At 70.7% G+C, this 23423-nt stretch carries 22 protein-coding genes; 21 read left to right on the top strand and 1 reads right to left on the bottom strand.

Annotation, left to right across the window (positions count from 1 at the left end; all coding sequences use genetic code 11):
* The first annotated feature begins 28 nt into the window (after positions 1-28).
* The 9 genes from mltG to nusB all read left to right on the top strand — a co-directional run bounded on the left by mltG (position 29) and on the right by nusB (position 9355).
* Positions 29-1870: an endolytic transglycosylase MltG gene (gene mltG / locus OG927_RS05060; protein ID WP_330319773.1), complete on the top strand. Its 1842-nt coding sequence runs from the start codon at positions 29-31 to the stop codon at positions 1868-1870.
* Complete coding sequence (locus OG927_RS05055; protein ID WP_330319772.1) at positions 1857-2696, top strand: shikimate dehydrogenase; 840 nt, start codon at positions 1857-1859, stop codon at positions 2694-2696. The genes mltG and OG927_RS05055 overlap by 14 nt, the downstream gene beginning before the upstream one ends.
* A 224-nt stretch (positions 2697-2920) precedes the next feature.
* Positions 2921-4105: a chorismate synthase gene (gene aroC / locus OG927_RS05050; RefSeq protein WP_056787007.1), complete on the top strand. Its 1185-nt coding sequence runs from the start codon at positions 2921-2923 to the stop codon at positions 4103-4105.
* Positions 4102-5748, top strand: a complete 1647-nt coding sequence (aroB, locus tag OG927_RS05045) for a 3-dehydroquinate synthase (RefSeq protein WP_079099351.1) — start codon at positions 4102-4104, stop codon at positions 5746-5748. The genes aroC and aroB overlap by 4 nt, the downstream gene beginning before the upstream one ends.
* Positions 5745-6188: a type II 3-dehydroquinate dehydratase gene (gene aroQ, locus OG927_RS05040; protein WP_056787011.1), complete on the top strand. Its 444-nt coding sequence runs from the start codon at positions 5745-5747 to the stop codon at positions 6186-6188. The genes aroB and aroQ overlap by 4 nt, the downstream gene beginning before the upstream one ends.
* 115 nt (positions 6189-6303) lie before the next feature.
* The gene (locus tag OG927_RS05035) at positions 6304-7125 is read left to right on the top strand and encodes a Pro-rich N-terminal domain-containing protein (protein ID WP_056787016.1); all 822 of its coding nucleotides are present in this window, start codon (positions 6304-6306) and stop codon (positions 7123-7125) included.
* A 73-nt stretch (positions 7126-7198) separates the two neighbouring features.
* Entirely contained in the window at positions 7199-8305 is a 1107-nt protein-coding gene (locus OG927_RS05030; RefSeq protein WP_209470895.1) for an aminopeptidase P family protein, read from the top strand.
* A 49-nt stretch (positions 8306-8354) separates the two neighbouring features.
* Positions 8355-8921 (top strand): elongation factor P, encoded by a 567-nt coding sequence (gene efp / locus OG927_RS05025; protein WP_031097761.1) that lies wholly within the window; start codon positions 8355-8357, stop codon positions 8919-8921.
* A 2-nt stretch (positions 8922-8923) separates the two neighbouring features.
* Positions 8924-9355, top strand: coding sequence for a transcription antitermination factor NusB (gene nusB, locus OG927_RS05020; protein ID WP_056787023.1), 432 nt, complete (start codon positions 8924-8926; stop codon positions 9353-9355).
* A 236-nt stretch (positions 9356-9591) separates the two neighbouring features.
* Here nusB and bldD read toward each other — a convergent pair whose 3' ends face one another.
* A complete protein-coding gene (bldD, locus tag OG927_RS05015) occupies positions 9592-10092 on the bottom strand; it encodes a transcriptional regulator BldD (RefSeq protein WP_014157378.1) in 501 nt (166 codons plus the stop codon).
* 221 nt (positions 10093-10313) lie between these two features.
* Here bldD and pyrR point away from each other — a divergent pair, with 221 nt between their 5' ends.
* The 12 genes from pyrR (at position 10314) to coaBC (ending at position 23276) form a co-directional block, all read left to right on the top strand.
* Positions 10314-10898 carry a bifunctional pyr operon transcriptional regulator/uracil phosphoribosyltransferase PyrR gene (gene pyrR, locus OG927_RS05010; RefSeq protein WP_330319771.1) on the top strand — a complete coding sequence of 195 codons (585 nt, stop codon included), beginning with the start codon at positions 10314-10316 and terminating at the stop codon, positions 10896-10898.
* A 92-nt stretch (positions 10899-10990) separates the two neighbouring features.
* The gene (locus OG927_RS05005; RefSeq protein WP_056787031.1) at positions 10991-12004 is read left to right on the top strand and encodes an aspartate carbamoyltransferase catalytic subunit; all 1014 of its coding nucleotides are present in this window, start codon (positions 10991-10993) and stop codon (positions 12002-12004) included.
* 2 nt (positions 12005-12006) lie between these two features.
* Entirely contained in the window at positions 12007-13293 is a 1287-nt protein-coding gene (locus tag OG927_RS05000) for a dihydroorotase (protein WP_056787035.1), read from the top strand.
* Entirely contained in the window at positions 13290-13868 is a 579-nt protein-coding gene (locus OG927_RS04995; protein ID WP_056787039.1) for a PH-like domain-containing protein, read from the top strand. The genes OG927_RS05000 and OG927_RS04995 overlap by 4 nt, the downstream gene beginning before the upstream one ends.
* The gene (gene carA, locus OG927_RS04990; RefSeq protein ID WP_056787043.1) at positions 13865-15007 is read left to right on the top strand and encodes a glutamine-hydrolyzing carbamoyl-phosphate synthase small subunit; all 1143 of its coding nucleotides are present in this window, start codon (positions 13865-13867) and stop codon (positions 15005-15007) included. The genes OG927_RS04995 and carA overlap by 4 nt, the downstream gene beginning before the upstream one ends.
* Positions 15000-18308 carry a carbamoyl-phosphate synthase large subunit gene (gene carB / locus OG927_RS04985; RefSeq protein ID WP_056787046.1) on the top strand — a complete coding sequence of 1103 codons (3309 nt, stop codon included), beginning with the start codon at positions 15000-15002 and terminating at the stop codon, positions 18306-18308. The genes carA and carB overlap by 8 nt, the downstream gene beginning before the upstream one ends.
* A gap of 56 nt (positions 18309-18364) precedes the next feature.
* On the top strand, positions 18365-19474 hold the full coding sequence (locus OG927_RS04980) for a quinone-dependent dihydroorotate dehydrogenase (protein ID WP_056787050.1): 1110 nt from the start codon (positions 18365-18367) through the stop codon (positions 19472-19474).
* On the top strand, positions 19471-20310 hold the full coding sequence (gene pyrF / locus OG927_RS04975; RefSeq protein WP_056787052.1) for an orotidine-5'-phosphate decarboxylase: 840 nt from the start codon (positions 19471-19473) through the stop codon (positions 20308-20310). The genes OG927_RS04980 and pyrF overlap by 4 nt, the downstream gene beginning before the upstream one ends.
* 244 nt (positions 20311-20554) lie before the next feature.
* Positions 20555-20878 (top strand): integration host factor, encoded by a 324-nt coding sequence (locus tag OG927_RS04970; RefSeq protein WP_056787057.1) that lies wholly within the window; start codon positions 20555-20557, stop codon positions 20876-20878.
* A 38-nt stretch (positions 20879-20916) separates the two neighbouring features.
* Positions 20917-21534, top strand: a complete 618-nt coding sequence (gene gmk / locus OG927_RS04965; RefSeq protein ID WP_056787074.1) for a guanylate kinase — start codon at positions 20917-20919, stop codon at positions 21532-21534.
* Positions 21535-21628: 94 nt separating this feature from the next.
* Positions 21629-21901, top strand: a complete 273-nt coding sequence (gene rpoZ, locus OG927_RS04960) for a DNA-directed RNA polymerase subunit omega (protein ID WP_003970369.1) — start codon at positions 21629-21631, stop codon at positions 21899-21901.
* Positions 21902-22073: 172 nt separating this feature from the next.
* A complete protein-coding gene (gene coaBC, locus OG927_RS04955) occupies positions 22074-23276 on the top strand; it encodes a bifunctional phosphopantothenoylcysteine decarboxylase/phosphopantothenate--cysteine ligase CoaBC (RefSeq protein ID WP_330319770.1) in 1203 nt (400 codons plus the stop codon).
* Positions 23277-23423: the final 147 nt, after the last annotated feature.

The following is a 23423-nucleotide window of genomic DNA, read 5'->3' as shown; positions in this document are numbered from 1 at the left end:
AACGTCGTCTCGCGGCTCTAGGGGATCGATGACTGAGTATGGCCGGGGCCCCGGCTCCGAACCGTGGCATCCCGAGGACCCCTTGTACGGGGACCAGGGATGGGAAGGCCGGCAGGCCGCCCACGGCCAGGGCCCGTACGAAGGCCAGCAGCAGCCCTATGCGCCGGACCCGTACGCCCAGCAGCAGCCTCAGCAGGCCTACCCCCAGGACCCCTATACCCAGCAGCAGGACCCGTACGCGCAGCAGCACCAGCAGGATCCGTACGCGCAGCAGCAGGACCCGTACGCGCAGCAGCAACAGCATCAGCAGGACCCGTACGGGCAGCACCAGCAACAGCAGCAGGACCCGTACGGGCAGCAGCCCCAACAGCCCCACTACGGCGCCCCGCAGGATCCTTACGCCCAGCAGCAGCCCCAGTACAACGGCGGCTGGGACACCGGTCAGCAGGCCGCTATGCCGTACGAGCCCCAGCACCAGCCTCCGTACGGCAGCGCCCCGGGGGGCTACGGCGAGCAGGCGGACCACTACGGCACGCCGGAGGCCTACCCGCCGCCGCAGCCCCCGGGCCGCCGTGAGCAGGCTCCGGAGCCGCAGCAGCAGAACCCGGACTGGGATCCGGACGTGCCGCAGGAGGAGACGCATCCTTTCTTCACCGGTGCGGACGAGCCGGCCGCGCGCCGGGACCCCCGTGACGACAGGGACTCCCGTGACGACAGGGACTCCCTGGAGGACGAGTACGACGACGACCCGCGCGAATCCCGCCAGGGCGGCGGCGAGCGCCGCGGCAAGGGGAAGAAGAAGAGCCGCAACGGCTGCGCCTGCCTGGGCGTCGCGGCGGTCCTCGTCGGTGGCCTCGGCGGGGTCACCTACCTCGGCTACTCCTACTACCAGAGCCAGTTCGGTGCGGCGCCCGACTACGCGGGCGGGGGCAGCGGCTCGGTCGAGGTGGAGATCCCGACGGGTGCACTCGGGAACGAGATCGCGAGCATCCTGAAGAAGGCCGGCGTCGTGAAGTCGGCCGACGCCTTCGTCTCGGCCCAGAACGGGAATCCCAAGGGGAAGTCCCTCCAGGCCGGTGTGTACCTCCTGAAGAAGGAGATGTCCGCGGACAGTGCCTTGACGATGATGCTCGACCCGAAGAGCCAGAACGCCCTGGTCATTCCCGAGGGTATGCGGAACATCGCCATCTACGAGATGATCGACAAGAAGCTGGGCCTCAAGGTCGGCACGACCGCGGACGTCGCCAAAACCAAGTCGGGCAGTCTCGGTCTCCCCGACTGGGCGGACGAGGACCCTCTCATCAAGGACCCGATGGAGGGATTCCTCTACCCGGCCGCGTACCCGGTCTCCAAGGGCACGAAGCCGGAGGTGGTCCTCAAGAAAATGGTCGCGCGGGCCAATTCCGAGTACGAGAAGCTCGATCTCGAGAAGGCTGCCAAGAAGTACGATCTGGACGGCCCTTGGCAGGTGATCACCGTCGCGAGCCTCGTGCAGGTCGAGGGTAAGACGCACGACGACTTCCGGAAAATGACAGAAGTCGTCTACAACCGTCTCAAGCCCACCAACACCCAGACGAATCAGTTGCTCCAATTCGACTCGTCGTTCAATTATCTTAAGAATCAGAGCGAGATCAATATCGGCGTTTCTGAAATTCATAAGAACAAGGACCCGTACAACACCTACACGCAGCCGGGCCTGACACCGGGTCCCATCAGCAACCCGGGCGCCGACGCGCTGGCCGCCGCGCTGAACCCCACCGCGGACGGCTGGCTCTACTTCGTGGCGACGGACGGGCAGCACAAGACCGAGTTCGCCAAGGACTACGACGAGTTCCTGAAGCTCAAGGAAAAGTTCGATGCCCTCGACTGAGGCTCGCCGGGCAGCCGTCCTCGGCTCGCCCATCGCCCACTCCCTCTCCCCGGTCCTCCACCGGGCCGCCTACGCGGAGCTCGGCCTCGATCACTGGTCGTACGACCGCTTCGAGGTGGACGAGGCGGCGCTCCCCGGCTTCATCGGGGGTCTGGACGCGTCCTGGGCCGGGCTCTCTCTGACCATGCCGCTCAAGCGGGCGGTCATTGGGCTCCTGGACGAGGTGAGCGGGACGGCGGCCTCGGTCGAGGCCGTCAACACCGTCGTCCTCTCGGAGGACGGCCGCCTCCTCGGCGACAACACCGACATCCCCGGAATGGTCGCGGCCCTGCACGAGCGCGGAGTCGAGAAGGTGGAGTCCGCCGCGATCCTCGGCGCCGGCGCCACCGCCTCCTCCGCCCTGGCCGCCCTGGCGGAGATCTGTACCGGGCCGGTGACCGCCTACGTCCGCAGTCCCGTACGGGCCGCGGAGATGCGCGCGTGGGGCGAACGCCTCGGCGTCGACGTCCGGATCGCCGACTGGGCGGACGGGGCGCAGGCCCTGCACGCACCGCTGGTCGTCGCCACGACCCCGGCCGGGGCGACGGACGCTCTGGCGGATGCCGTACCCGACCGGCCCGGCACGCTGTTCGACGTGCTGTACGAGCCGTGGCCCACCGCCCTCGCCTCCCGCTGGTCGGCCACCGGTGCCGCACTGGTGGGCGGGCTCGATCTCCTGGTGCACCAAGCCGTTCTGCAGGTCGAACAGATGACGGGGTGCGCCGCGGCACCGCTCGCGGTCATGCGGGCGGCGGGCGAGCAGGCCCTGGCGGGACCCGGGCACTAGTCCCGCTGTCCGCCGCCCGGAACCTGCGTGCGAACTGGCGGCCGACGTGTCCGCCGTGCCTCCTCCTCGCCGGGGCGGACGGGCCCGCGGAACGTGGCCCGGCGTCCGGCTGCTGGACCTGCGGCGGATCGGCGTCCCGGGCGTGGGAGGATCGGGGGCGGCGGGCCAGGGCCGCGCACCCGGTCGCGCCGTTGGATTTTCAGGCGCGAGCATGAGGAGCACCGTTGAGCAGGTTGCGCTGGCTGACCGCGGGGGAGTCCCACGGCCCCGCACTGGTGGCGACGCTGGAGGGTCTTCCCGCCGGCATCCCGGTCACCACGGAGATGGTGGCGGACGCGCTCGCCCGGCGACGGCTCGGTTACGGGCGCGGCGCGCGGATGAAGTTCGAGAGGGACGAGGTCACCTTCCTCGGCGGCGTCCGGCACGGGCTCACCATGGGCTCACCCGTCGCCGTCATGGTGGGCAACACCGAATGGCCCAAGTGGGAACAGGTCATGTCGGCCGACCCGGTCGACCCCGACGTCCTGGCCGCCCAGGCCCGTAACGCCCCCCTGACCCGTCCCCGGCCCGGTCATGCCGACCTCGCCGGGATGCAGAAGTACGGCTTCGACGAGGCCCGTCCGGTCCTGGAGCGCGCCAGCGCCCGGGAGACCGCGGCCCGTGTCGCCCTCGGTGCCGTCGCCCGCTCCTATCTCAAGGAGACGGCGGGCATCGAGATCGTCTCCCACGTCGTCGAGCTGGCCGCGGCCAAGGCGCCCTACGGCGTCCACCCCAAGCCCTCCGACGTCGAGCGGCTCGACGCCGACCCGGTGCGCTGCCTGGACGCCGACGCGTCGCAGGCGATGGTCGCGGAGATCGACCAGGCCCACAAGGACGGCGACACCCTGGGCGGCGTCGTCGAGGTGCTCGCGTACGGCGTGCCCGTCGGTCTCGGTTCGCACGTGCACTGGGACCGCAGGCTCGACGCCCGGCTCGCCGCCGCGCTGATGGGCATCCAGGCCATCAAGGGCGTCGAGGTCGGCGACGGGTTCGACCTCGCCAGGGTGCCCGGCTCCGAGGCGCACGACGAGATCGTGGCCACCGCGGACGGCATCCGGCGCACCTCAGGCCGTTCCGGCGGCACCGAGGGCGGGCTGACCACCGGTGAGCTGCTGCGCGTCCGCGCCGCGATGAAGCCCATCGCCACCGTGCCCCGCGCCCTCGCCACGATCGACGTCGTCACCGGCGAGGCCGCCAAGGCCCACCACCAGCGTTCCGACGTCTGCGCCGTCCCGGCCGCCGGGATCGTCGCCGAGGCGATGGTCGCCCTGGTGCTCGCCGACGCGGTCGCGGAGAAGTTCGGCGGGGACAGCGTCGCCGAGACCCACCGCAACGTGCAGTCGTACCTCGCCCACCTGCAGATCCGGTGAGCGGCCCGCTGATCGTCCTCGTCGGCCCCATGGGGGTCGGCAAGTCCACGGTGGGTGAGCTGCTCGCCGAGCGGCTCGGCACCACCTACCGGGACACCGACGCGGACGTCGTGGCCACCGCGGGCAAGGCGATCTCCGAGATCTTCTTCGACGAGGGCGAGGAGCGCTTCCGGGACCTGGAGCGGCAGGCCGTGCAGGACTCCCTCGCCCGGCACACGGGCGTCCTCTCGCTCGGCGGCGGTGCCGTGCTCGACGAGGGGACCCGCACCCTGCTCGCCGGCCTGCCGGTCGTCTACCTCTCGATGGACGTCGACGAGGCCGTCAGGCGCGTCGGGCTGAACACCGCCCGCCCGCTGCTCGCCGTCAACCCACGGCGTCAGTGGCGCGAGCTGATGGACGCCAGGCGCCACCTGTACGAAGAAGTGGCCCGCACGACCGTCGCCACCGACGACCGCACCCCCGAAGAGGTCGCCCGGGCGATCCTCGACGCACTGGAACTGCCGGAGCACACGGGCCAGACCGTGCCGTCCGGCCGGGAGAACACACCCATGACCGAGCAGGGCACCACCCGCATCCGGATCGCCGGTACGGCAGGCACCGACCCGTACGAGGTACTCGTCGGCCGCCGGCTCCTCGGCGAGCTGCCGCAGCTCATCGGCGACCGCGCCAAGCGGGTCGCCGTCCTGCACCCCGAGGCGCTCGCCGAGACCGGTGAAGCGGTCCGCGAGGACCTCGCCGCCCAGGGCTACGAGGCCATCGCGATCCAGCTGCCGAACGCGGAGGAGGCCAAGACCGTCGAGGTCGCCGCCTACTGCTGGAAGGCGCTCGGCCAGACCGGCTTCACCCGCACCGACGTCATCGTCGGCGTCGGCGGCGGTGCCACCACCGACGTGGCCGGCTTCGTCGCCGCGTCCTGGCTGCGCGGGGTGCGCTGGATCGCCGTCCCGACGACCGTCCTCGCCATGGTCGACGCGGCCGTCGGCGGCAAGACCGGCATCAACACCGCCGAGGGCAAGAACCTCGTCGGTGCCTTCCACCCGCCCGCCGGAGTGCTCTGCGACCTGGCCGCGCTCGACTCGCTGCCGGTCAACGACTACGTGTCGGGCATGGCCGAGATCATCAAGGCCGGGTTCATCTCCGACCCGGTCATCCTCGACCTCGTCGAGGCCGACCCGCAGGGCGCCCGTACGCCCGCGGGGCCGCACACCGCGGAGCTGATCGAGCGCTCCATCCGGGTCAAGGCCGAGGTCGTCTCCAGCGACCTGAAGGAGTCCGGCCTCCGGGAGATCCTCAACTACGGCCACACCCTCGCGCACGCCATCGAGAAGAACGAGCGCTACAAGTGGCGCCACGGAGCCGCCGTCTCGATCGGCATGGTCTTCGCCGCCGAGCTGGGCCGGCTCGCCGGACGCCTGGACGACGCCACGGCGGACCGGCACCGCGCCGTCCTGGAGTCCGTCGGACTGCCGCTCACCTACCGCGGCGACCAGTGGCCCAAGCTCCTGGAGAACATGAAGGTCGACAAGAAGTCACGCGGCGACCTGCTGCGCTTCATCGTCCTGGACGGCATCGGCAAGCCCACCGTGCTGGAGGGACCCGACCCGGCCGTACTCCTCGCCGCCTACGGGGAGGTCTCCGCATGACGACCCGCAGGGTCCTCGTCCTCAACGGCCCGAACCTCGGCCGGCTCGGCTCCCGCGAGCCCGACGTGTACGGGGCGACGTCCTACGCCGGACTCGTCGACACCTGCCGGACCCTCGGCAAGGAGCTCGGCTTCGACGTCGACGTCCGCGAGACCAACGACGAGGGCGAACTGATCCGCTGGCTCCACGAGGCCGCCGACGGATCGATTCCGGTCGTTCTCAACCCGGGCGCCTTCACGCACTACTCGTACGGCATGCGTGACGCGGCGGCCCAGCGCACCGCGCCGCTGATCGAGGTGCACATCTCGAATCCGTACGCGCGGGAGGAATTCCGCCACACCTCCGTGGTCGCCCCGGTGGCCACCGGCACCGTGGCCGGATTCGGCATCGGCTCCTACCGTCTCGCACTGCGGGCCCTGGCCGACGAGCTGGAGAGCTGACGGGCCGACAGCCGGCACTTCGCACCTTCCCCGGGCGTTCACCGCAGGGCGGCCGGGGAGGGTACGGTTGCCGTCGACCAGCGTCAGTTGCCTGTACGAGACGGAGTGGCACCGGATGCAGCACGCAGTGGGGGCCCCGCTGCCGCCGCCCCAGGGTCCCGGAAACGGACCGTGGGCGCACCAGGCCCAGCCCCCAGGCCATCCCGGCCCGCCGGGACCGCCGCCGCCGATACCTCCCGCGCCCCAGGGGCAGGGCTGGACCGGCCCCGCGCCCCAGCACGCCCCCGTGCCACCCTCACGGGAGACCACCGGACACGTCCGGCTCCCGCCGGGCGGTCCCGTCCCGCTGCCCGCGCCGCCGGCCGAACCCGGCACCGGCACCACGACCCTCGCCGTGCTCCTGATCGGGCCCGCCGGGGCCGGCAAGACCACGGTCGCCAAGCTCTGGGCCGGCCGCCGCCGGGTCCCCACCGCGCACGTCTCCCTCGACGACGTCCGCGAGTGGGTCTGCTCCGGCTTCGCCGACCCGCAGGCCGGATGGAACGACCACTCCGAGGCCCAGTACCGCCTGGCCCGCCGCACCTGCGGATTCGCCGCCCGCAATTTCCTGGCCAACGGCATCTCCTGCATCCTCGACGACGCGGTCTTCCCGGACCGGCCCGTCATCGGGCTCGGCGGCTGGAAGCGCCATGTCGGCCCGGGACTGCTGCCCGTCGTCCTCCTGCCCGGCCTGGAGGTCGTCCTGGAGCGCAACGCGGCCCGCAGCGGCAACCGCCGGCTCTCCGACGAGGAAGTCGCCCGGATCCACGGGCGGATGGCCGGCTGGTACGGCTCCGGCCTGCCGATCATCGACAACTCCACGTACGACGTCGAGACCACCGCCCGGGTCCTGGACGACGTGCTGGCCCGCTCCATAGCCAGCCCTCCGGCCTGGTAGCGCCCACGGTGCGAGACCCCCGGTCGGCTGCGCTGACCGGGCGGGCCGCCGCGGGCGCTCGTAGGCTCGGAACATGTCAGAGGTGTACGCCGTCCGACGCGGGCTGCTGCGAGACCGGTACTCCGCCGCCGGATCCGCGGCCGCCCTGGTCACCCGCCCCGCCAACGTCCGCTATCTCGCGGGCGCGGCCCCGCCCGGTGCCGTGCTGCTGCTCGGTCCCGGCGAGGACGTCCTGCTCTGCCCCCGCCCCCCGGCCGGTGACCCCGCGCGGGGGCGCCCCGACGAACAGCTGCGGCTGACGGTGCTGCCCGCACCCGACGGCGACCCGGTCGTCGCCGCCGCGGGCCTGGTCCGCTCGCTGGACGCGGACTCCCTCGCCGTAGAGGAACACGATCTGACCGTCGCCCGCCACCGCGCCATGGCCTCCGTCGCCCCGCACCTGCGCCTGGCCGACCTCGGCTTCACGGTGGAGCAGTTGCGCCTCGTCAAGGACGAGGAGGAGATCGCCTGCCTGCGGATCGCCGCCGAGATCACCGACCAGGCCCTCGGCGAGCTCCTTGAATCGATCCTGGTGGGCCGCACCGAACGCCACCTCGCGCTGGAGCTGGAGCGCCGCCTGGTCGACCACGGCGCGGACGGCCCGGCCTTCCCCACCTCCGTGGGGACGGGGCCCCATTCGGGGCAGGGGCGTCACCGGCCCTCGGACCGGAGGGTCGAGGAAGGTGATTTCCTCTCGGTCTGCCTCGGCGCGAACTATCGCGGGTACCGGTGCGAGATCGGGCGGACCTTCGTCATCGGGACCGCTCCCGCGGAGTGGCAGATCGAGCTCTACGACCTCGTTTTCGCCGCTCAGCGGGCCGGTAGGGAGGCCCTCGTGCCCGGAGCCGCCTACCGGGACGTGGACCGCGCGGCCCGTCATCTGCTGGACTCCGCGGGCCACGCGGAAGGCCTTCAGGCCTGCACCGGGCACGGGGTCGGGCTCGAAATCGACGAGGACCCGCAGTTGGCACCGACAGCCATGGGTAAACTGGACGCTTGTGTGCCGGTCACCGTCGAACCGGGGGTCCACCTCCCGGGCCGGGGCGGTGTCCGGATCGATGACACGCTCGTCGTGCGCCCCGAGGCGGACGGCGGACCCGAGCTACTCACCATTACGACCAAGGAGCTGCTCGCGCTCTAGCGCGCATCCTCGGTCGTCCACCAGCTTCAGTCCAGGAGATTCCGCAACCGTGGCTTCCACGAACGACCTCAAGAACGGCCTGGTTCTCAAGCTCGACGGAGGCCAGCTCTGGTCCGTCGTCGAGTTCCAGCACGTCAAGCCCGGCAAGGGCCCCGCCTTCGTGCGCACCAAGCTCAAGAACGTGCTCTCCGGCAAGGTCGTCGACAAGACGTTCAACGCCGGTGTGAAGGTCGAAACGGCCACCATCGACCGCCGGGACATGCAGTTCTCGTACATGGACGGCGAGTACTTCGTCTTCATGGACATGAACACGTACGACCAGCTCATGGTCGACCGCAAGGCCGTCGGCGACGCGGCCAACTTCCTGATCGAGGGCTTCACCGCCTCCGTGGCGCAGCACGAGGGCGAGGTGCTCTACGTCGAGCTGCCCGCAGCCGTCGAGCTGACCATCCAGCACACCGACCCCGGTGTCCAGGGTGACCGCTCCACCGGCGGCAGCAAGCCCGCCACGCTGGAGACCGGTTACGAGATCGGCGTGCCGCTCTTCATCACCACCGGCGAGAAGATCAAGGTCGACACCCGTACGGGCGACTACCTCGGCCGGGTGAACAGCTAACCGTGGCTGCCCGGAACAAGGCCCGCAAGCGCGCCTTCCAGATCCTTTTCGAGGCCGACCAGCGCGGTGAGTCCGTGCAGACGGTCCTCGCGGACTGGGTCCGGCTCTCGCGGACCGACGACCGTCAGCCGCCGGTCGGCGAATTCACGATGGAGCTCGTCGAGGGGTACGCGCAGTACGCGGACCGCATCGACGACCTCATCGTCACCTACGCGGTGGACTGGGAGATCGACCGGATGCCGGTCGTCGACCGGAGCATCCTGCGGCTCGGCGCGTACGAGCTGATCTGGATGGACTCGACCCCGGACGCCGTGGTGATCGACGAGGCGGTCCAGCTCGCCAAGGAGTTCTCCACGGACGACTCCCCGTCCTTCGTGAACGGCCTGCTGGCCCGGTTCAAGGACCTCAAGCCGAACCTCCGCCGGGAGCAGTGATCCGGCGGCTTTCAGCCGAACGAAGGGCCCACGGTCGACGCGACCGTGGGCCCTTCGGCGCAGCCGCGTGTTCCCGGCCGGCCCGCTCGGGCGCGCTGCCGCCGAGCGGGTGACGGGGCGGCGCCAACCAGGCCACCGGGCGGGGCAGTGGGCGCGGGGAACCCCGGGCAACGAAAACGCCGGGCCGGCGGGGCTCAAGGCCCCGCCTACCCGGCGGTACGTTTCTTCGGGGGCGGTCAGCCCTCGTCGTGGGCCACCGCGCGACGCGCGTCGGCGTCCAGCACGCCCCAGCTGATCAGCTGTTCCGTCAGCACGGACGGCGACTGGTCGTAGATCACGGCCAGGGTGCGCAGGTCGTCCTGCCGGATCGACAGCACCTTGCCGTTGTAGTCGCCGCGCTGGCTCTGGATCGTCGCCGCGTAACGCTGCAGCGGTCCGGCCTTCTCCGGCGGGACGTGGGCGAGGCGCTCCAGGTCCAGGACGAGCTTCGGCGGCGGCTCGGCAGCCCCGCCGGGCGTCGTGCCGGGCAGGAGCTCCTGCACGGGGACGCCATAGAAATCCGCCAGCTCGGCAAGGCGCTGCACGGTCACGGCACGGTCGCCGCGCTCGTACGAACCGACCACGACGGCCTTCCAGCGGCCCTGGGACTTCTCCTCCACGCCGTGGAGGGAAAGGCCCTGCTGGGTGCGGATGGCGCGGAGCTTGGCCCCGAGCTGTTTTGCGTATTCGCTGGACATAAGGCTCCCCGGACGCTGGAACATTCTGCGGCTCCGCCGCGTGGCTGGTAACTCACTGTGAGGTTACGCAGCGTTACTTGGATGCGTCAAGCTGAAAGGTTCCGTACTCCCACCTCCCGGGGGTGCGACCGGGGCCCGTTCGACCCCTGGTAACGTGGACGACGCAAATCCGACGTCCTTTAACGTCCGTCCAGTGAGGCGGAGAAGGAGGTCCGTTTCTTATGGACGCACAGCACGACCACACCGGCAATGCGGCACGCCCCGTTCTCGAGGCTCCCGACATCGCCCGGGTTCTGACCCGGATCGCCCACGAGATCGTCGAACGCGCCAAGGGTGCCGACGACGTGGTGCTGCTCGGCATCCCGACGCGAGGGGTGTTCCTCGCCCGTCGGCTCGCCGGAAAGTTCGAAGAGATCACCGGCCGAAAGACGCCGGTCGGATCGCTCGACATCACGATGTACCGCGACGACCTCAGGATGCGCCCCGCGCGCGCCCTGGCCCGTACCGAGATCCCCGGCGAGGGCATCGAGGGCCGGCTCGTCGTCCTGGTCGACGACGTGCTCTTCTCCGGCCGCACGATCCGCGCCGCACTCGACGCGCTCGGCGACATCGGCCGGCCCCGCGCCGTGCAGCTCGCGGTCCTCGTCGACCGCGGCCACCGCGAACTCCCGATCCGTGCCGACTACGTCGGCAAGAACCTCCCCACGTCGCTGCGGGAGACGGTCAGGGTGCAGCTCGCCGAGGAGGACGGCCGCGACGCCGTGCTGCTCGGCCTCCAGCAGACCGTCCCGGCAGGCGAGCAGTAGCTGCTTCCCCGTCCCGTACGCCACGTCGGCCGTACGGCCGCTTCTGCACGCCCCCATGCCTGATTCCTCCACCATCCACGGAGAACTCCCAGATGCTGCGCCTTCCCGGTGGGAACCCCCGGACCCCCCGCCACCTCATCTCGGCCGCAGACCTCACCCGCGACGACGCCGTCCTGATCCTCGACACCGCCGAGGAGATGGCCCGGGTCGCGGACCGGCCGATCAAGAAGCTGCCCACCCTGCGCGGCCGTACCGTCGTCAACCTCTTCTTCGAGGACTCGACGCGAACCCGCATCTCCTTCGAGGCCGCCGCCAAGCGCCTCTCCGCCGACGTCATCAACTTCTCCGCGAAGGGCTCGTCCGTCTCCAAGGGCGAGTCCCTCAAGGACACCGCCATGACCCTGGAGGCGATGGGCGCCGACGCCGTCGTCATCCGGCACGGTGCCTCCGGCGCCCCCTACCGCCTCGCCACGTCCGGCTGGATCGACGGCGCCGTCGTCAACGCCGGTGACGGCACGCACGAGCACCCCACCCAGGCGCTGCTGGACGCGTTCACGATGCGCCGCAGGCTGGTCGGGGCCGACGCCGGGATCGGCAAGGACCTCGAGGGCCGCCGGATCACCATCGTCGGCGACATCCTGCACAGCCGCGTGGCCCGCTCCAACGTCCACCTGCTGACCACGCTCGGCGCGCACGTCACCCTCGTGGCCCCGCCCACCCTGGTGCCGGTCGGAGTCGAGCAGTGGCCCTGCGACGTCAGCTACGGCCTCGACGAGGTGCTGCCGAAGTCCGACGCGGTGATGATGCTCCGTGTGCAGCGCGAACGCATGAACGCCGCGTACTTCCCGACCGAGCGCGAGTACTCCCGCCGCTACGGCCTGGACGGCCTGCGCATGGCGCGGATGCCCGAGCACGCCATCGTCATGCACCCCGGACCGATGGTCCGCGGCATGGAGATCACCGCCGAGGTCGCCGACTCCGACCGGTGCACCGCCGTCGAGCAGGTCGCGAACGGGGTCTCCACCCGCATGGCCGTCCTGTACCTGCTGCTGGGCGGCTCCGAGACCGCCCTGCCCTCCGCCGCACGCACCGAGGAGAACAAGTAACCATGAGCAAGATCCTTATTCGCGGCGCGAAGATCCTCGGCGGCGAGCCGCAGGACGTCCTCATCGACGGCGAGACCGTGGCGGAGGTCGGCACCGGCATCGAGGCCGGCGACGCCACCGTCGTCGAGGCCGCCGGCCAGATCCTGCTGCCCGGCCTCGTCGACCTGCACACCCATCTGCGCGAGCCCGGCCGCGAGGACTCCGAGACCGTCCTCACCGGCACCAGGGCCGCCGCCTCCGGTGGCTTCACCGCCGTGCACGCCATGGCCAACACCTTCCCCGTCGCCGACACCGCGGGTGTCGTCGAGCAGGTCTGGCGGCTCGGCAAGGAGTCCGGCTACTGCGACGTCCAGCCCGTCGGCGCCGTCACCGTCGGCCTGGAGGGCAAGCAGCTCGCCGAGCTCGGCGCCATGCACGACTCCGCCGCCGGAGTGAAGGTCTTCTCCGACGACGGCAAGTGCGTCGACGACGCCGTGATCATGCGCCGCGCCCTGGAGTACGTGAAGGCCTTCGACGGTGTCGTCGCCCAGCACGCCCAAGAACCCCGCCTCACCGAGGGCGCCCAGATGAACGAGGGCGTCGTCTCGGCCGAGCTCGGACTCGGCGGCTGGCCCGCCGTCGCCGAGGAGTCGATCATCGCCCGTGACGTCCTGCTCGCCGCCCACGTCGGCTCCCGGGTGCACATCTGCCACCTGTCGACCGCCGGCTCCGTCGAGATCGTCCGCTGGGCCAAGTCCAAGGGGTGGAACGTCACCGCCGAGGTCACCCCGCACCACCTGCTCCTCACCGACGAGCTCGTGCGTTCCTACAACCCCGTCTACAAGGTCAACCCGCCGCTGCGAACCGAGGCCGACGTCATGGCCCTGCGCGAGGCACTCGCGGACGGCACGATCGACTGCGTCGCCACCGACCACGCCCCGCACCCGCACGAGGACAAGGACTGCGAGTGGGCCGCCGCCGCCATGGGCATGGTGGGCCTGGAGACCGCGCTCTCCGTGGTCCAGCAGACGATGGTGGACACCGGACTCATCGACTGGGCGGGTGTCGCGGACCGCATGTCGTTCCGGCCCGCGGCCATCGGCCGGCTCGAAGGACACGGCCGGCCCGTCTCGGCGGGTGAGCCCGCCAACCTCACCCTGGTCGATCCGGCATACCGTGGAGCCGTGGACCCCGCGGGCTTCGCCTCCCGCAGCCGCAACACTCCCTACGAGGGTCGTGAGCTGCCGGGCCGAGTGACGCACACCTTCCTGCGGGGCCGTGCCACGGTCGTCGACGGGAAGCTCGCGTGACAACACTCAACCCCCTGTACCAGCTGGCCGCCGAGCAGAGGTCGGCCGAAGTGACGGACTGGTCCGCCCGCATCAGCTGGGTCCTCGGACTGGCCGTCTTCGTCGCCTTCGTCTACTGGCTGATGCGCCAGGGATGGAAGTGGCGGGCCAGCCTCCAGTCCGGTCTGCCCGAGCTCGCGACCACCCCGGAAGGGTTCGCGGACGGCGAGGAGCTGCTGACGCTGACCGGCCGCTACCACGCGTCGACGACCGCCGGGCAGTGGCTCGACCGGATCGTCGCCCACGGCCTCGGCACCCGCAGCCGGGTCGAGCTGACCCTCACCGGGCAGGGCCTCGACGTCGTACGTCCCGGCGCGGCCGACTTCTTCGTGCCGGCCGCCGCACTCCGCGAGGCCCGGCTCGACAAGGCCCTCGCGGGCAAGGTCCTCCCCGAGGGCGGCCTCCTGGTCATCACCTGGGCGCACGGCGACCAGCTGATCGACTCCGGTTTCCGCTCCGACCACGCGGCCGAGCACCAGGCCTGGGTCGACACCGTCAACCACCTCACCAGCACTACGGAAGGCACCGCACGATGACGATCTCCACCCGGGGAGCCGGCAGGGCTCCCGCCGTACTCGTCCTGGAGGACGGCCGCTCCTTCCGCGGCCGCGCCTACGGGGCCGTGGGGGAGACCTTCGGCGAGGCGGTGTTCTCCACCGGCATGACCGGCTACCAGGAGACGCTGACGGATCCCTCGTACCACCGCCAGGTCGTCGTCATGACCGCCCCGCACGTCGGCAACACCGGGGTGAACGACGAGGACCCCGAGTCGAAGCAGATCTGGGTCGCCGGCTACGTCGTGCGCGACCCCGCCCGCACCCCCTCCAACTGGCGCTCCCGGCGCTCGCTGGACGAGGAGCTCGTCAGCCAGGGCATCGTCGGGATCAGCGGCGTCGACACCCGCGCCCTGACCCGCCACCTGCGTGAGCGCGGCGCCATGCGCGTCGGCATCTTCTCCGGCAACGCCGTCCAGGACGAGGGCATACTGCTCGCCAAGGTGCGCCAGGCACCCGAGATGAGCGGCGCCGACCTCTCCGCCGAGGTCGCCACCAAGGAGGCGTACGTCGTCCCCGCGGTCGGCACCAGGAAGTTCACCGTCGCCGCGATCGACCTCGGCATCAAGGGCATGACCCCCCGCCGCCTGGCCGAGCGCGGCATCGAGGTACACGTCCTGCCCGCCACCGCCACCCTCGACGAGGTGTACGCGGTGGAGCCCGACGGGGTCTTCTTCTCCAACGGCCCCGGCGACCCGTCCACCGCCGATCACCCGGTCGCCCTCATGCGCGGCGTCCTGGAGCGCGGGACCCCCCTCTTCGGCATCTGCTTCGGCAACCAGATCCTGGGCCGCGCCCTCGGCTTCGGCACCTACAAGCTGAAGTACGGCCACCGCGGCATCAACCAGCCCGTGCAGGACCGCACCACCGGCAAGGTCGAGGTCACGGCGCACAACCACGGCTTCGCCGTCGACGCACCCCTCGACAAGGTCTCCGACACGGAGTTCGGCCGCGCCGAGGTGTCCCACGTCTGCCTGAACGACCAGGTCGTCGAAGGGCTGCAGCTGCTCGACCGACCCGCCTTCAGCGTCCAGTACCACCCCGAAGCGGCCGCCGGCCCGCACGATGCCGCGTACCTCTTCGACCGCTTCGTATCCCTGATGGAGGGCCAGCGTGCCTAAGCGCTCCGATATCCAGTCCGTCCTGGTCATCGGCTCCGGTCCGATCGTCATCGGCCAGGCCGCCGAATTCGACTACTCCGGTACCCAGGCCTGCCGTGTCCTCAAGGCCGAGGGCCTGCGCGTCGTCCTGGTGAACTCCAACCCGGCGACGATCATGACCGACCCGGAGATCGCCGACGCCACGTACGTCGAGCCGATCACGCCCGAGTTCGTCGAGAAGATCATCGCCAAGGAGCGCCCCGACGCGCTCCTCCCCACGCTGGGCGGCCAGACCGCGCTCAACACGGCGATCTCCATGCACGAGAACGGTGTCCTGGAGAAGTACGGCGTCGAGCTCATCGGCGCCAACGTCGAGGCGATCAACAAGGGCGAGGACCGCGACCTCTTCAAGGGCGTCGTCGCGGCCGTCAAGGCGAAGATCGGTTACGGCGAGTCCGCCCGCTCCGTCATCTGCCACACCATGGACGACGTCATCGCCGGTGTCGACACCCTCGGCGGCTACCCCGTCGTCGTCCGCCCCTCCTTCACCATGGGCGGCGCCGGCTCCGGCTTCGCCCACGACGAGGAGGAGCTGCGCCGCATCGCCGGACAGGGCCTCACGCTCTCGCCGACCACCGAGGTGCTCCTGGAGGAGTCCATCCTCGGCTGGAAGGAGTACGAACTGGAGCTGATGCGCGACAAGAACGACAACGTCGTGGTCGTCTGCTCCATCGAGAACTTCGACCCGATGGGCGTCCACACCGGTGACTCGATCACCGTCGCCCCGTCGATGACGCTCACCGACCGCGAGTACCAGCGGCTGCGCGACATCGGCATCGCGATCATCCGCGAGGTCGGCGTCGACACCGGCGGCTGCAACATCCAGTTCGCCATCGACCCCGCCGACGGCCGGATCATCGTCATCGAGATGAACCCGCGCGTCTCCCGCTCCTCGGCGCTCGCCTCCAAGGCCACCGGCTTCCCGATCGCCAAGATCGCCGCCAAGCTGGCCGTCGGCTACACCCTCGACGAGATCCCCAACGACATCACCGAGAAGACGCCGGCCTCCTTCGAGCCGACGCTCGACTACGTCGTCGTCAAGGCCCCGCGCTTCGCCTTCGAGAAGTTCCCGTCCGCCGACTCCACCCTCACCACCACCATGAAGTCGGTGGGCGAGGCCATGGCGATCGGCCGCAACTTCACCGAGGCCCTGCAGAAGGCCCTGCGCTCCCTGGAGAAGAAGGGCTCGCAGTTCGCCTTCACCGGCGACCCGGGCGACAAGGCCGAGCTCCTCGCCGAGGCGGTCCGCCCCACGGACGGCCGCATCAACACCGTCATGCAGGCGATCCGGGCCGGCGCCACCCAGGAGGAGGTCTTCGACTCCACGAGGATCGACCCCTGGTTCGTCGACCAGCTCTTCCTGATCAAGGAGATCGCCGACGAGCTGGCCTCCGCGGAGCGCCTCGACCCCGAGCTGCTCGCCGAGGCCAAGCGGCACGGCTTCTCCGACGCCCAGATCGGCGAGATCCGCGGTCTGCGCGAGGACGTCGTGCGCGAGGTCCGGCACGCCCTCGGCATCCGCCCGGTCTACAAGACCGTCGACACCTGTGCCGCGGAGTTCGCCGCGAACACGCCGTACTTCTACTCCTCCTACGACGAGGAGAGCGAGGTAGCGCCCCGCACCAAGCCCGCGGTGATCATCCTCGGATCCGGTCCGAACCGCATCGGCCAGGGCATCGAGTTCGACTACTCCTGCGTCCACGCCTCCTTCGCGCTGAGCGACGCCGGCTACGAGACCGTGATGGTCAACTGCAACCCGGAGACCGTCTCCACGGACTACGACACCTCCGACCGGCTGTACTTCGAGCCGCTCACGCTCGAGGACGTCCTGGAGATCGTGCACGCCGAGACACTCGCCGGCCCGATCGCCGGAGTCATCGTCCAGCTCGGCGGGCAGACCCCGCTCGGTCTGGCGCAGGCGCTCAAGGACAACGGCGTGCCGGTCGTGGGCACCTCCCCGGAGGCCATCCACGCCGCCGAGGACCGCGGCGCCTTCGGCCGGGTCCTCGCCGAGGCCGGACTGCCGGCCCCGAAGCACGGCACCGCCACCACCTTCGCCGAGGCAAAGGCCATCGCCGACGAGATCGGCTACCCCGTCCTCGTACGCCCGTCGTACGTGCTCGGCGGCCGCGGCATGGAGATCGTGTACGACGAGGCCCGCCTCGCCTCGTACATCGCCGAGTCCACCGAGATCAGCCCCACCCGGCCGGTCCTGGTCGACCGCTTCCTCGACGACGCCATCGAGATCGACGTCGACGCGCTCTACGACGGGACCGAGCTCTACCTCGGCGGTGTCATGGAGCACATCGAGGAGGCCGGCATCCACTCCGGCGACTCCGCCTGCGCGCTGCCCCCGATCACCCTCGGCGGCTACGACATCAAGCGGCTGCGGGCCTCCACCGAGGGCATCGCCAAGGGCGTCGGCGTACGCGGTCTGATCAACATCCAGTTCGCGCTCTCCGGCGACATCCTCTACGTCCTCGAGGCGAACCCGCGTGCCTCGCGGACGGTCCCCTTCACCTCGAAGGCCACCGCGGTCCCGCTCGCGAAGGCCGCCGCCCGCATCTCGCTGGGCGCGACCGTCGCCGAGCTGCGTGAGGAGGGCCTGCTGCCGAAGCACGGCGACGGCGGCACCCTGCCGCTCGACGCGCCGATCTCCGTCAAGGAGGCCGTCATGCCGTGGTCGCGCTTCCGCGACATCCACGGCCGCGGCGTGGACACCGTCCTCGGCCCCGAGATGCGCTCCACCGGCGAGGTCATGGGCATCGACGCGGCCTTCGGCACGGCGTACGCCAAGTCGCAGGCCGGAGCGTACGGCCCGCTGCCCACCAAGGGCCGCGCGTTCATCTCCGTCGCCAACCGCGACAAGCGCTCGATGATCTTCCCGGCCCGCGAGCTCGTCGCGCACGGCTTCGAGCTGATGGCCACCTCCGGCACCGCGGAGGTGCTCAAGAGGAACGGCATCAACGCGACCGTCGTGCGCAAGCAGTCCGAGGGCGAGGGCCCGAACGGCGAGAAGACCATCGTCCAGCTGATCCACGACGGCCAGGTCGACCTCATCGTCAACACCCCGTACGGAACGGGCGGCCGGCTCGACGGCTACGAGATCCGCACCGCGGCCGTCGCCCGGTCGGTGCCCTGCCTCACCACGGTCCAGGCGCTCGCCGCGGCCGTCCAGGGCATCGACGCGCTCAACCACGGCGGCGTCGGCGTGCGTTCCCTCCAGGAACACGCGGAACATCTGACCGCGGCCCGCGACTAGGAAGCCCACAGGGGGACACCGGAGACGGTGTCCCCCTCTTCATGAGGACACCAGTGATGTACAAACTCTTCTTCCAGCTGGTCTTCAAGCGGATGGACCCGGAGCAGGCCCACCACCTGGCCTTCCGCTGGATCCGTCGCGCGGCCCGCGTCCCCGTCCTGCGCACGTTCGCCGCCGCGGCGCTCGCCCCCCGTCACGAGGAGCTGCGCACCGAGGCCCTCGGCCTGCGGATGCACGGCCCGTTCGGGCTCGCCGCCGGCTTCGACAAGAACGCCGTCGCGATCGACGGCATGGCGATGCTCGGATTCGACCACGTCGAGATCGGCACGGTCACCGGCGAGCCCCAGCCCGGCAACCCGAAGAAGCGGCTGTTCCGTCTCGTCGCGGACCGGGCGCTGATCAACCGCATGGGCTTCAACAACGAGGGATCAGCGGCAGTGGCGGAGCGCCTCGCCACCCGCACCCCGGTCTTCCGTACGACCGTGGGCGTCAACATCGGCAAGACCAAGGCCGTCCCCGAGGCCGAAGCCGTGGGCGACTACGTGAAGTCCACCGAGCGCCTCGCCGCCCACGCCGACTACCTCGTCGTGAACGTCTCCTCGCCCAACACCCCCGGGCTGCGCAACCTCCAGGCCACCGAGGCGCTCCGCCCGCTGCTCGCCGCGGTGCGCGAGGCCGCAGACCGCACGGTCACCGACCGGCGGGTCCCGCTCCTCGTCAAGATCGCCCCGGACCTCGCGGACGAGGACGTCGACGCGGTCGCCGACCTCGCCGTCGAGCTCGGCCTGGACGGCATCATCGCCACCAACACCACCATCGCCCGCGACACCCTCGGCCTGAAGTCCGAGGCGTCCCTGGTGAAGGAGACCGGCGGACTCTCCGGCGCGCCCCTCAAGGAGCGCTCCCTGGAGGTCCTGAGCCGCCTGTACGCCCGCGTGGGGACCCGGATCACCCTGGTGGGCGTCGGGGGCGTCGAGAACGCCGAGGACGCCTGGCAGCGCATCCTGGCCGGCGCCACGCTGGTCCAGGGCTACAGCGCCTTCGTCTACGAGGGCCCGTTCTACGCCCGCGCGATCCACAAGGGTCTGGCCGCCCGCCTGGCCGCCTCCCCGTACGCCACCCTCGCCGAAGCCGTCGGCGCCGAGACACGGAAGGCCACGCAGTGAGCCCCGAACCCTTCGGCGCGCGCCTGCGCCACGCCATGGACACCCGCGGGCCGCTCTGCGTGGGGATCGACCCGCACGCCTCGCTGCTCACCTCCTGGGGTCTGAACGACGACGTCGCGGGCCTGGAGCGCTTCACCCGCACGGTCGTCGAGGCGCTGGCCGACCGGGTCGCCGTGCTCAAGCCGCAGTCCGCGTTCTTCGAGCGGTTCGGCTCCCGCGGCACCGCCGTCCTGGAGAGGGCCGTCGAGGAGGCGCGGGCCGCCGGGGCACTCGTCCTCATGGACGCCAAGCGCGGCGACATCGGCTCCACGATGGGGGCCTACGCCGCCACCTACCTCGACAAGGACTCGCCGCTCTTCTCCGACGCCGTCACCGTCTCGCCGTACCTCGGCTTCGGTTCGCTGCGCCCGGCGCTCGACGCCGCCGCGGCCTCCGGCTCCGGTGTCTTCGTGCTCGCCCTCACCTCCAACCCGGAGGGTGCCGAGGTCCAGCGCGCCACCGTCGCGGACGGCAGGTCGCTGGCCCAGGTGATGCTCGACCACATGGCCGCCGAGAACGCGGGGGCCGCCCCGCTCGGCTCCGTCGGCGCGGTCGTGGGCGCCACGCTCGGGGACACGGGGGCCGACCTCGCGATCAACGGCCCGCTGCTCGCTCCCGGGATCGGCGCCCAGGGCGCCACCCCCGCGGATCTGCCCCGTGTGTTCGGTGCCTCGGCCGGCAACGTGGTGCCCAGCGTGAGCCGGGGCGTGCTGCGCCACGGACCGGACGCGTCGGGGCTGCGCGAAGCCGCCGGACGGTTCGCGGACGAGGTCCGCGCGGCCGTCTCGGACGGCTGACCATGCCACGTGACAACGCGTTGACGTAATCCTGACCACGAATCCGGGTTGTTATGACTGAAATGTCCTGGTCGGCTCAGGCTGACCAGGACTTTTCGTCTGTTCTCGCTGACTCAGGCGGCCCAGGCCGCTAGTCTCCGTCGAGAGCCAACGAGCACAGGTTGTTCGTTGCTCACCAGGTGTGGGACCACCAGGTTCCACATCGGTCCGTATCCGACAGATCGACATCCGAGGTGACGTAGGCGTGGCTCTTCCGCCCCTTACCCCTGAACAGCGCGCAGCCGCGCTCGAAAAGGCCGCCGCGGCTCGCCGGGAGCGGGCCGAGGTCAAGAATCGACTCAAGCACTCCGGCGCATCCCTCCACGAGGTCATCAAGTCCGGACGGGAGAACGACGTCATCGGCAAGATGAAGGTCTCCGCCCTGCTGGAGTCCCTGCCGGGCGTGGGCAAGGTCCGCGCCAAGCAGATCATGGAGCGGCTCGGCATTTCCGAGAGCCGTCGGGTCCGGGGTCTCGGCTCCAACCAGATCGCATCTCTGGAGCGTGAGTTCGGCGGCAGCGCCGCCTGACGTTCTCAGGCACTCCTGAGAACCTGGATAATCGCTCCATGGCTGCAACATCCCGGGGGACGTCCCCCGTACCCCCGGACGTACGTCCGCGGCTGACCGTGCTCTCCGGCCCCTCAGGGGTCGGCAAGAGCACGGTCGTCGCTCATATGCGCAAGGTTCACCCGGAGGTCTGGCTCTCCGTGTCGGCGACGACACGCAAGCCACGCCCCGGTGAACGCAACGGAGTCCACTACTTCTTCGTGGACAACGAGGAGTTCGACAAGCTGATCGCCAACGGCGAGCTGCTGGAGTGGGCCGAGTTCGCGGGCAACCGCTACGGCACTCCGCGCCGGGCCGTGCTGGACCGCCTGGAGGCGGGCGAGCCGGTGCTGCTGGAGATCGATCTGCAGGGTGCCCGGCTGGTCCGCCAGTCGATGCCCGAGGCGCAGCTCGTCTTCCTGGCGCCGCCGACCTGGGACGAGCTGGTGCGCCGGCTCACCGGCCGCGGGACGGAGGCGCCCGACGTGATCGAGCGCCGGCTCGCCGCCGCGAAGGTCGAACTGGCCGCCGAGGCGGAGTTCGATACGACGCTCGTCAACACCTCCGTCGAGGACGTGGCACGTGAGCTGCTAACGTTGATGCTGCAGGCTTCCGGCCTCCGTGGCACCGACGACTGACCTCGCCGGACTCGCACGGACGCAGAGCATCACCACTGCGGAACCAGCATGATCAAAGATCTCTTTGATCTCTATCCCCTTCGGAAGGCAGAGAGTGTCCTCTTCCATCACCACGCCCGAGGGCATCATCAACCCGCCGATTGATGAGCTCCTCGAGGCCACCGACTCGAAGTACAGCCTTGTGATCTACGCCGCCAAGCGCGCGCGTCAGATCAACGCGTACTACTCGCAGCTCGGTGAAGGCCTCCTCGAGTACGTCGGTCCGCTCGTCGACACCCACGTGCACGAGAAGCCGCTCTCGATCGCACTCCGCGAGATCAACGCGGGCCTGCTGACCTCCGAGGCCATCGAGGGCCCCGCGCAGTAATCAGGAGAAGCACCTTCACCACAGGCCCGGCGGTCAGCATCCGCCGGGCCTGTGGTGTGTCCGGTGCCGGGCCCGCCGGGGCCCGCGGAGTGCGGTGAGGCAGCATGGAGTGCGTACGGAAGAGGGCTGCGCACCGGCCGAGGGCGCAGCGTGACGAGTGCGGGGAGACGCAGTGGACAAGCCGAAGGTCGTCCTGGGGGTCAGCGGGGGCATCGCCGCCTACAAGGCGTGCGAACTGCTGCGCCGGCTGACGGAGTCCGGCCACGACGTGCGGGTCGTCCCGACGGAGGCGTCGCTCCACTTCGTGGGGGCCGCGACCTGGTCGGCGCTCTCCGGCCACCCCGTGTCGACCGAGGTCTGGGACGGTGTGCACGAGGTGCCGCACGTCCGGATCGGTCAGGCGGCCGATCTCGTCGTGGTCGCGCCCGCCACCGCCGACATGCTGGCCAGGGCCGCCCACGGCCTCGCCGACGACCTCCTCACCAACACGCTCCTCACCGCCCGCTGTCCGATCGTCTTCGCGCCGGCGATGCACACCGAGATGTGGGAGCACCCGGCCACCCAGGAGAACGTCGCCACCCTGCGCCGCCGCGGCGCGGTCGTCGTCGAGCCCGCCGTCGGCCGGCTCACCGGCGCCGACACGGGCAAGGGCCGGCTGCCGGATCCCGGGGAGATCTTCGAGGTCTGCCGCCGCGTGCTGGCCCGCGGTGCCGAGGCTCCCGACCTCACCGGGCGCCATGTGGTGATCAGCGCGGGCGGGACCCGCGAGCCCCTGGACCCGGTCCGGTACCTGGGCAACCGCTCCTCCGGAAAGCAGGGGTACGCGCTGGCGCGCACCGCCGTCGCCCGCGGCGCCCTGGTGACCCTGATCGAGGCGAACACCGGACTGCCCGACCCCGCGGGCGCCGACGTCCTGCGCGTCGGGACCGCCGTACAACTGCGCGAGGCCGTGCTGAAGGCGGCCTCCGACGCCGACGTGGTGGTGATGGCTGCGGCGGTCGCCGACTTCCGGCCCGCCGACTACGCCACGGGCAAGATCAAGAAGAAGGACGGACAGGAGCCCGCCCCCCTCACCCTCGTCCGTAATCCCGACATCCTCGCCGAGGTCGCGGCGGACCGGGCGCGCCCGGGGCAGATCGTGGTCGGATTCGCCGCCGAGACCGACAACGTGCTGGCCAACGGCCGTGACAAGCTCCGCCGCAAGGGCTGCGACCTCCTCGTGGTCAACGAGGTGGGGGAGCGCAAGACCTTCGGCTCGGAGGAGAACGAGGCCGTGGTGCTCGGGGCGGACGGAGGCGAGACCGCTGTGCCGTACGGGCCCAAAGAGGCACTTGCCGACACGGTCTGGGACCTGGTTGCGGCACGGTTCCGCTAGATTGCGTATTCGCCGCTCCGGCGGGAAGAAAGCTCAGGATATTCGGTCATTCCTCGCCCCTGGAAGGAGGGATTGTCGTACCGCCGTCAACAGTGCCGCCGGTCACAGAGCTCCCAAGGGGCGAGACGCGTGGCCCATTCGCCGGAA

This window comes from Streptomyces clavifer, from assembly GCF_036345975.1.
Taxonomy (GTDB): domain Bacteria; phylum Actinomycetota; class Actinomycetes; order Streptomycetales; family Streptomycetaceae; genus Streptomyces; species Streptomyces clavifer.
This window is presented reverse-complemented; position numbering and strand designations above follow the sequence as displayed.

Bases quoted from the DNA above. Each gene is read 5' to 3' on its own strand.
- mltG (WP_330319773.1), top strand. From the start codon at position 29: ATGACTGAGTATGGCCGGGGCCCCGGCTCCGAACCGTGGCATCCCGAG.
- OG927_RS05055 (WP_330319772.1), top strand. From the start codon at position 1,857: ATGCCCTCGACTGAGGCTCGCCGGGCAGCCGTCCTCGGCTCGCCCATC.
- aroQ (WP_056787011.1), top strand. From the start codon at position 5,745: ATGACGACCCGCAGGGTCCTCGTCCTCAACGGCCCGAACCTCGGCCGG.
- OG927_RS05035 (WP_056787016.1), top strand. From the start codon at position 6,304: ATGCAGCACGCAGTGGGGGCCCCGCTGCCGCCGCCCCAGGGTCCCGGA.
- OG927_RS05030 (WP_209470895.1), top strand. From the start codon at position 7,199: ATGTCAGAGGTGTACGCCGTCCGACGCGGGCTGCTGCGAGACCGGTAC.
- bldD (WP_014157378.1), bottom strand. From the start codon at position 10,092: ATGTCCAGCGAATACGCAAAACAGCTCGGGGCCAAGCTCCGCGCCATC.
- pyrR (WP_330319771.1), top strand. From the start codon at position 10,314: ATGGACGCACAGCACGACCACACCGGCAATGCGGCACGCCCCGTTCTC.
- OG927_RS05005 (WP_056787031.1), top strand. From the start codon at position 10,991: ATGCTGCGCCTTCCCGGTGGGAACCCCCGGACCCCCCGCCACCTCATC.
- OG927_RS05000 (WP_056787035.1), top strand. From the start codon at position 12,007: ATGAGCAAGATCCTTATTCGCGGCGCGAAGATCCTCGGCGGCGAGCCG.
- carA (WP_056787043.1), top strand. From the start codon at position 13,865: ATGACGATCTCCACCCGGGGAGCCGGCAGGGCTCCCGCCGTACTCGTC.
- OG927_RS04980 (WP_056787050.1), top strand. From the start codon at position 18,365: ATGTACAAACTCTTCTTCCAGCTGGTCTTCAAGCGGATGGACCCGGAG.
- gmk (WP_056787074.1), top strand. From the start codon at position 20,917: ATGGCTGCAACATCCCGGGGGACGTCCCCCGTACCCCCGGACGTACGT.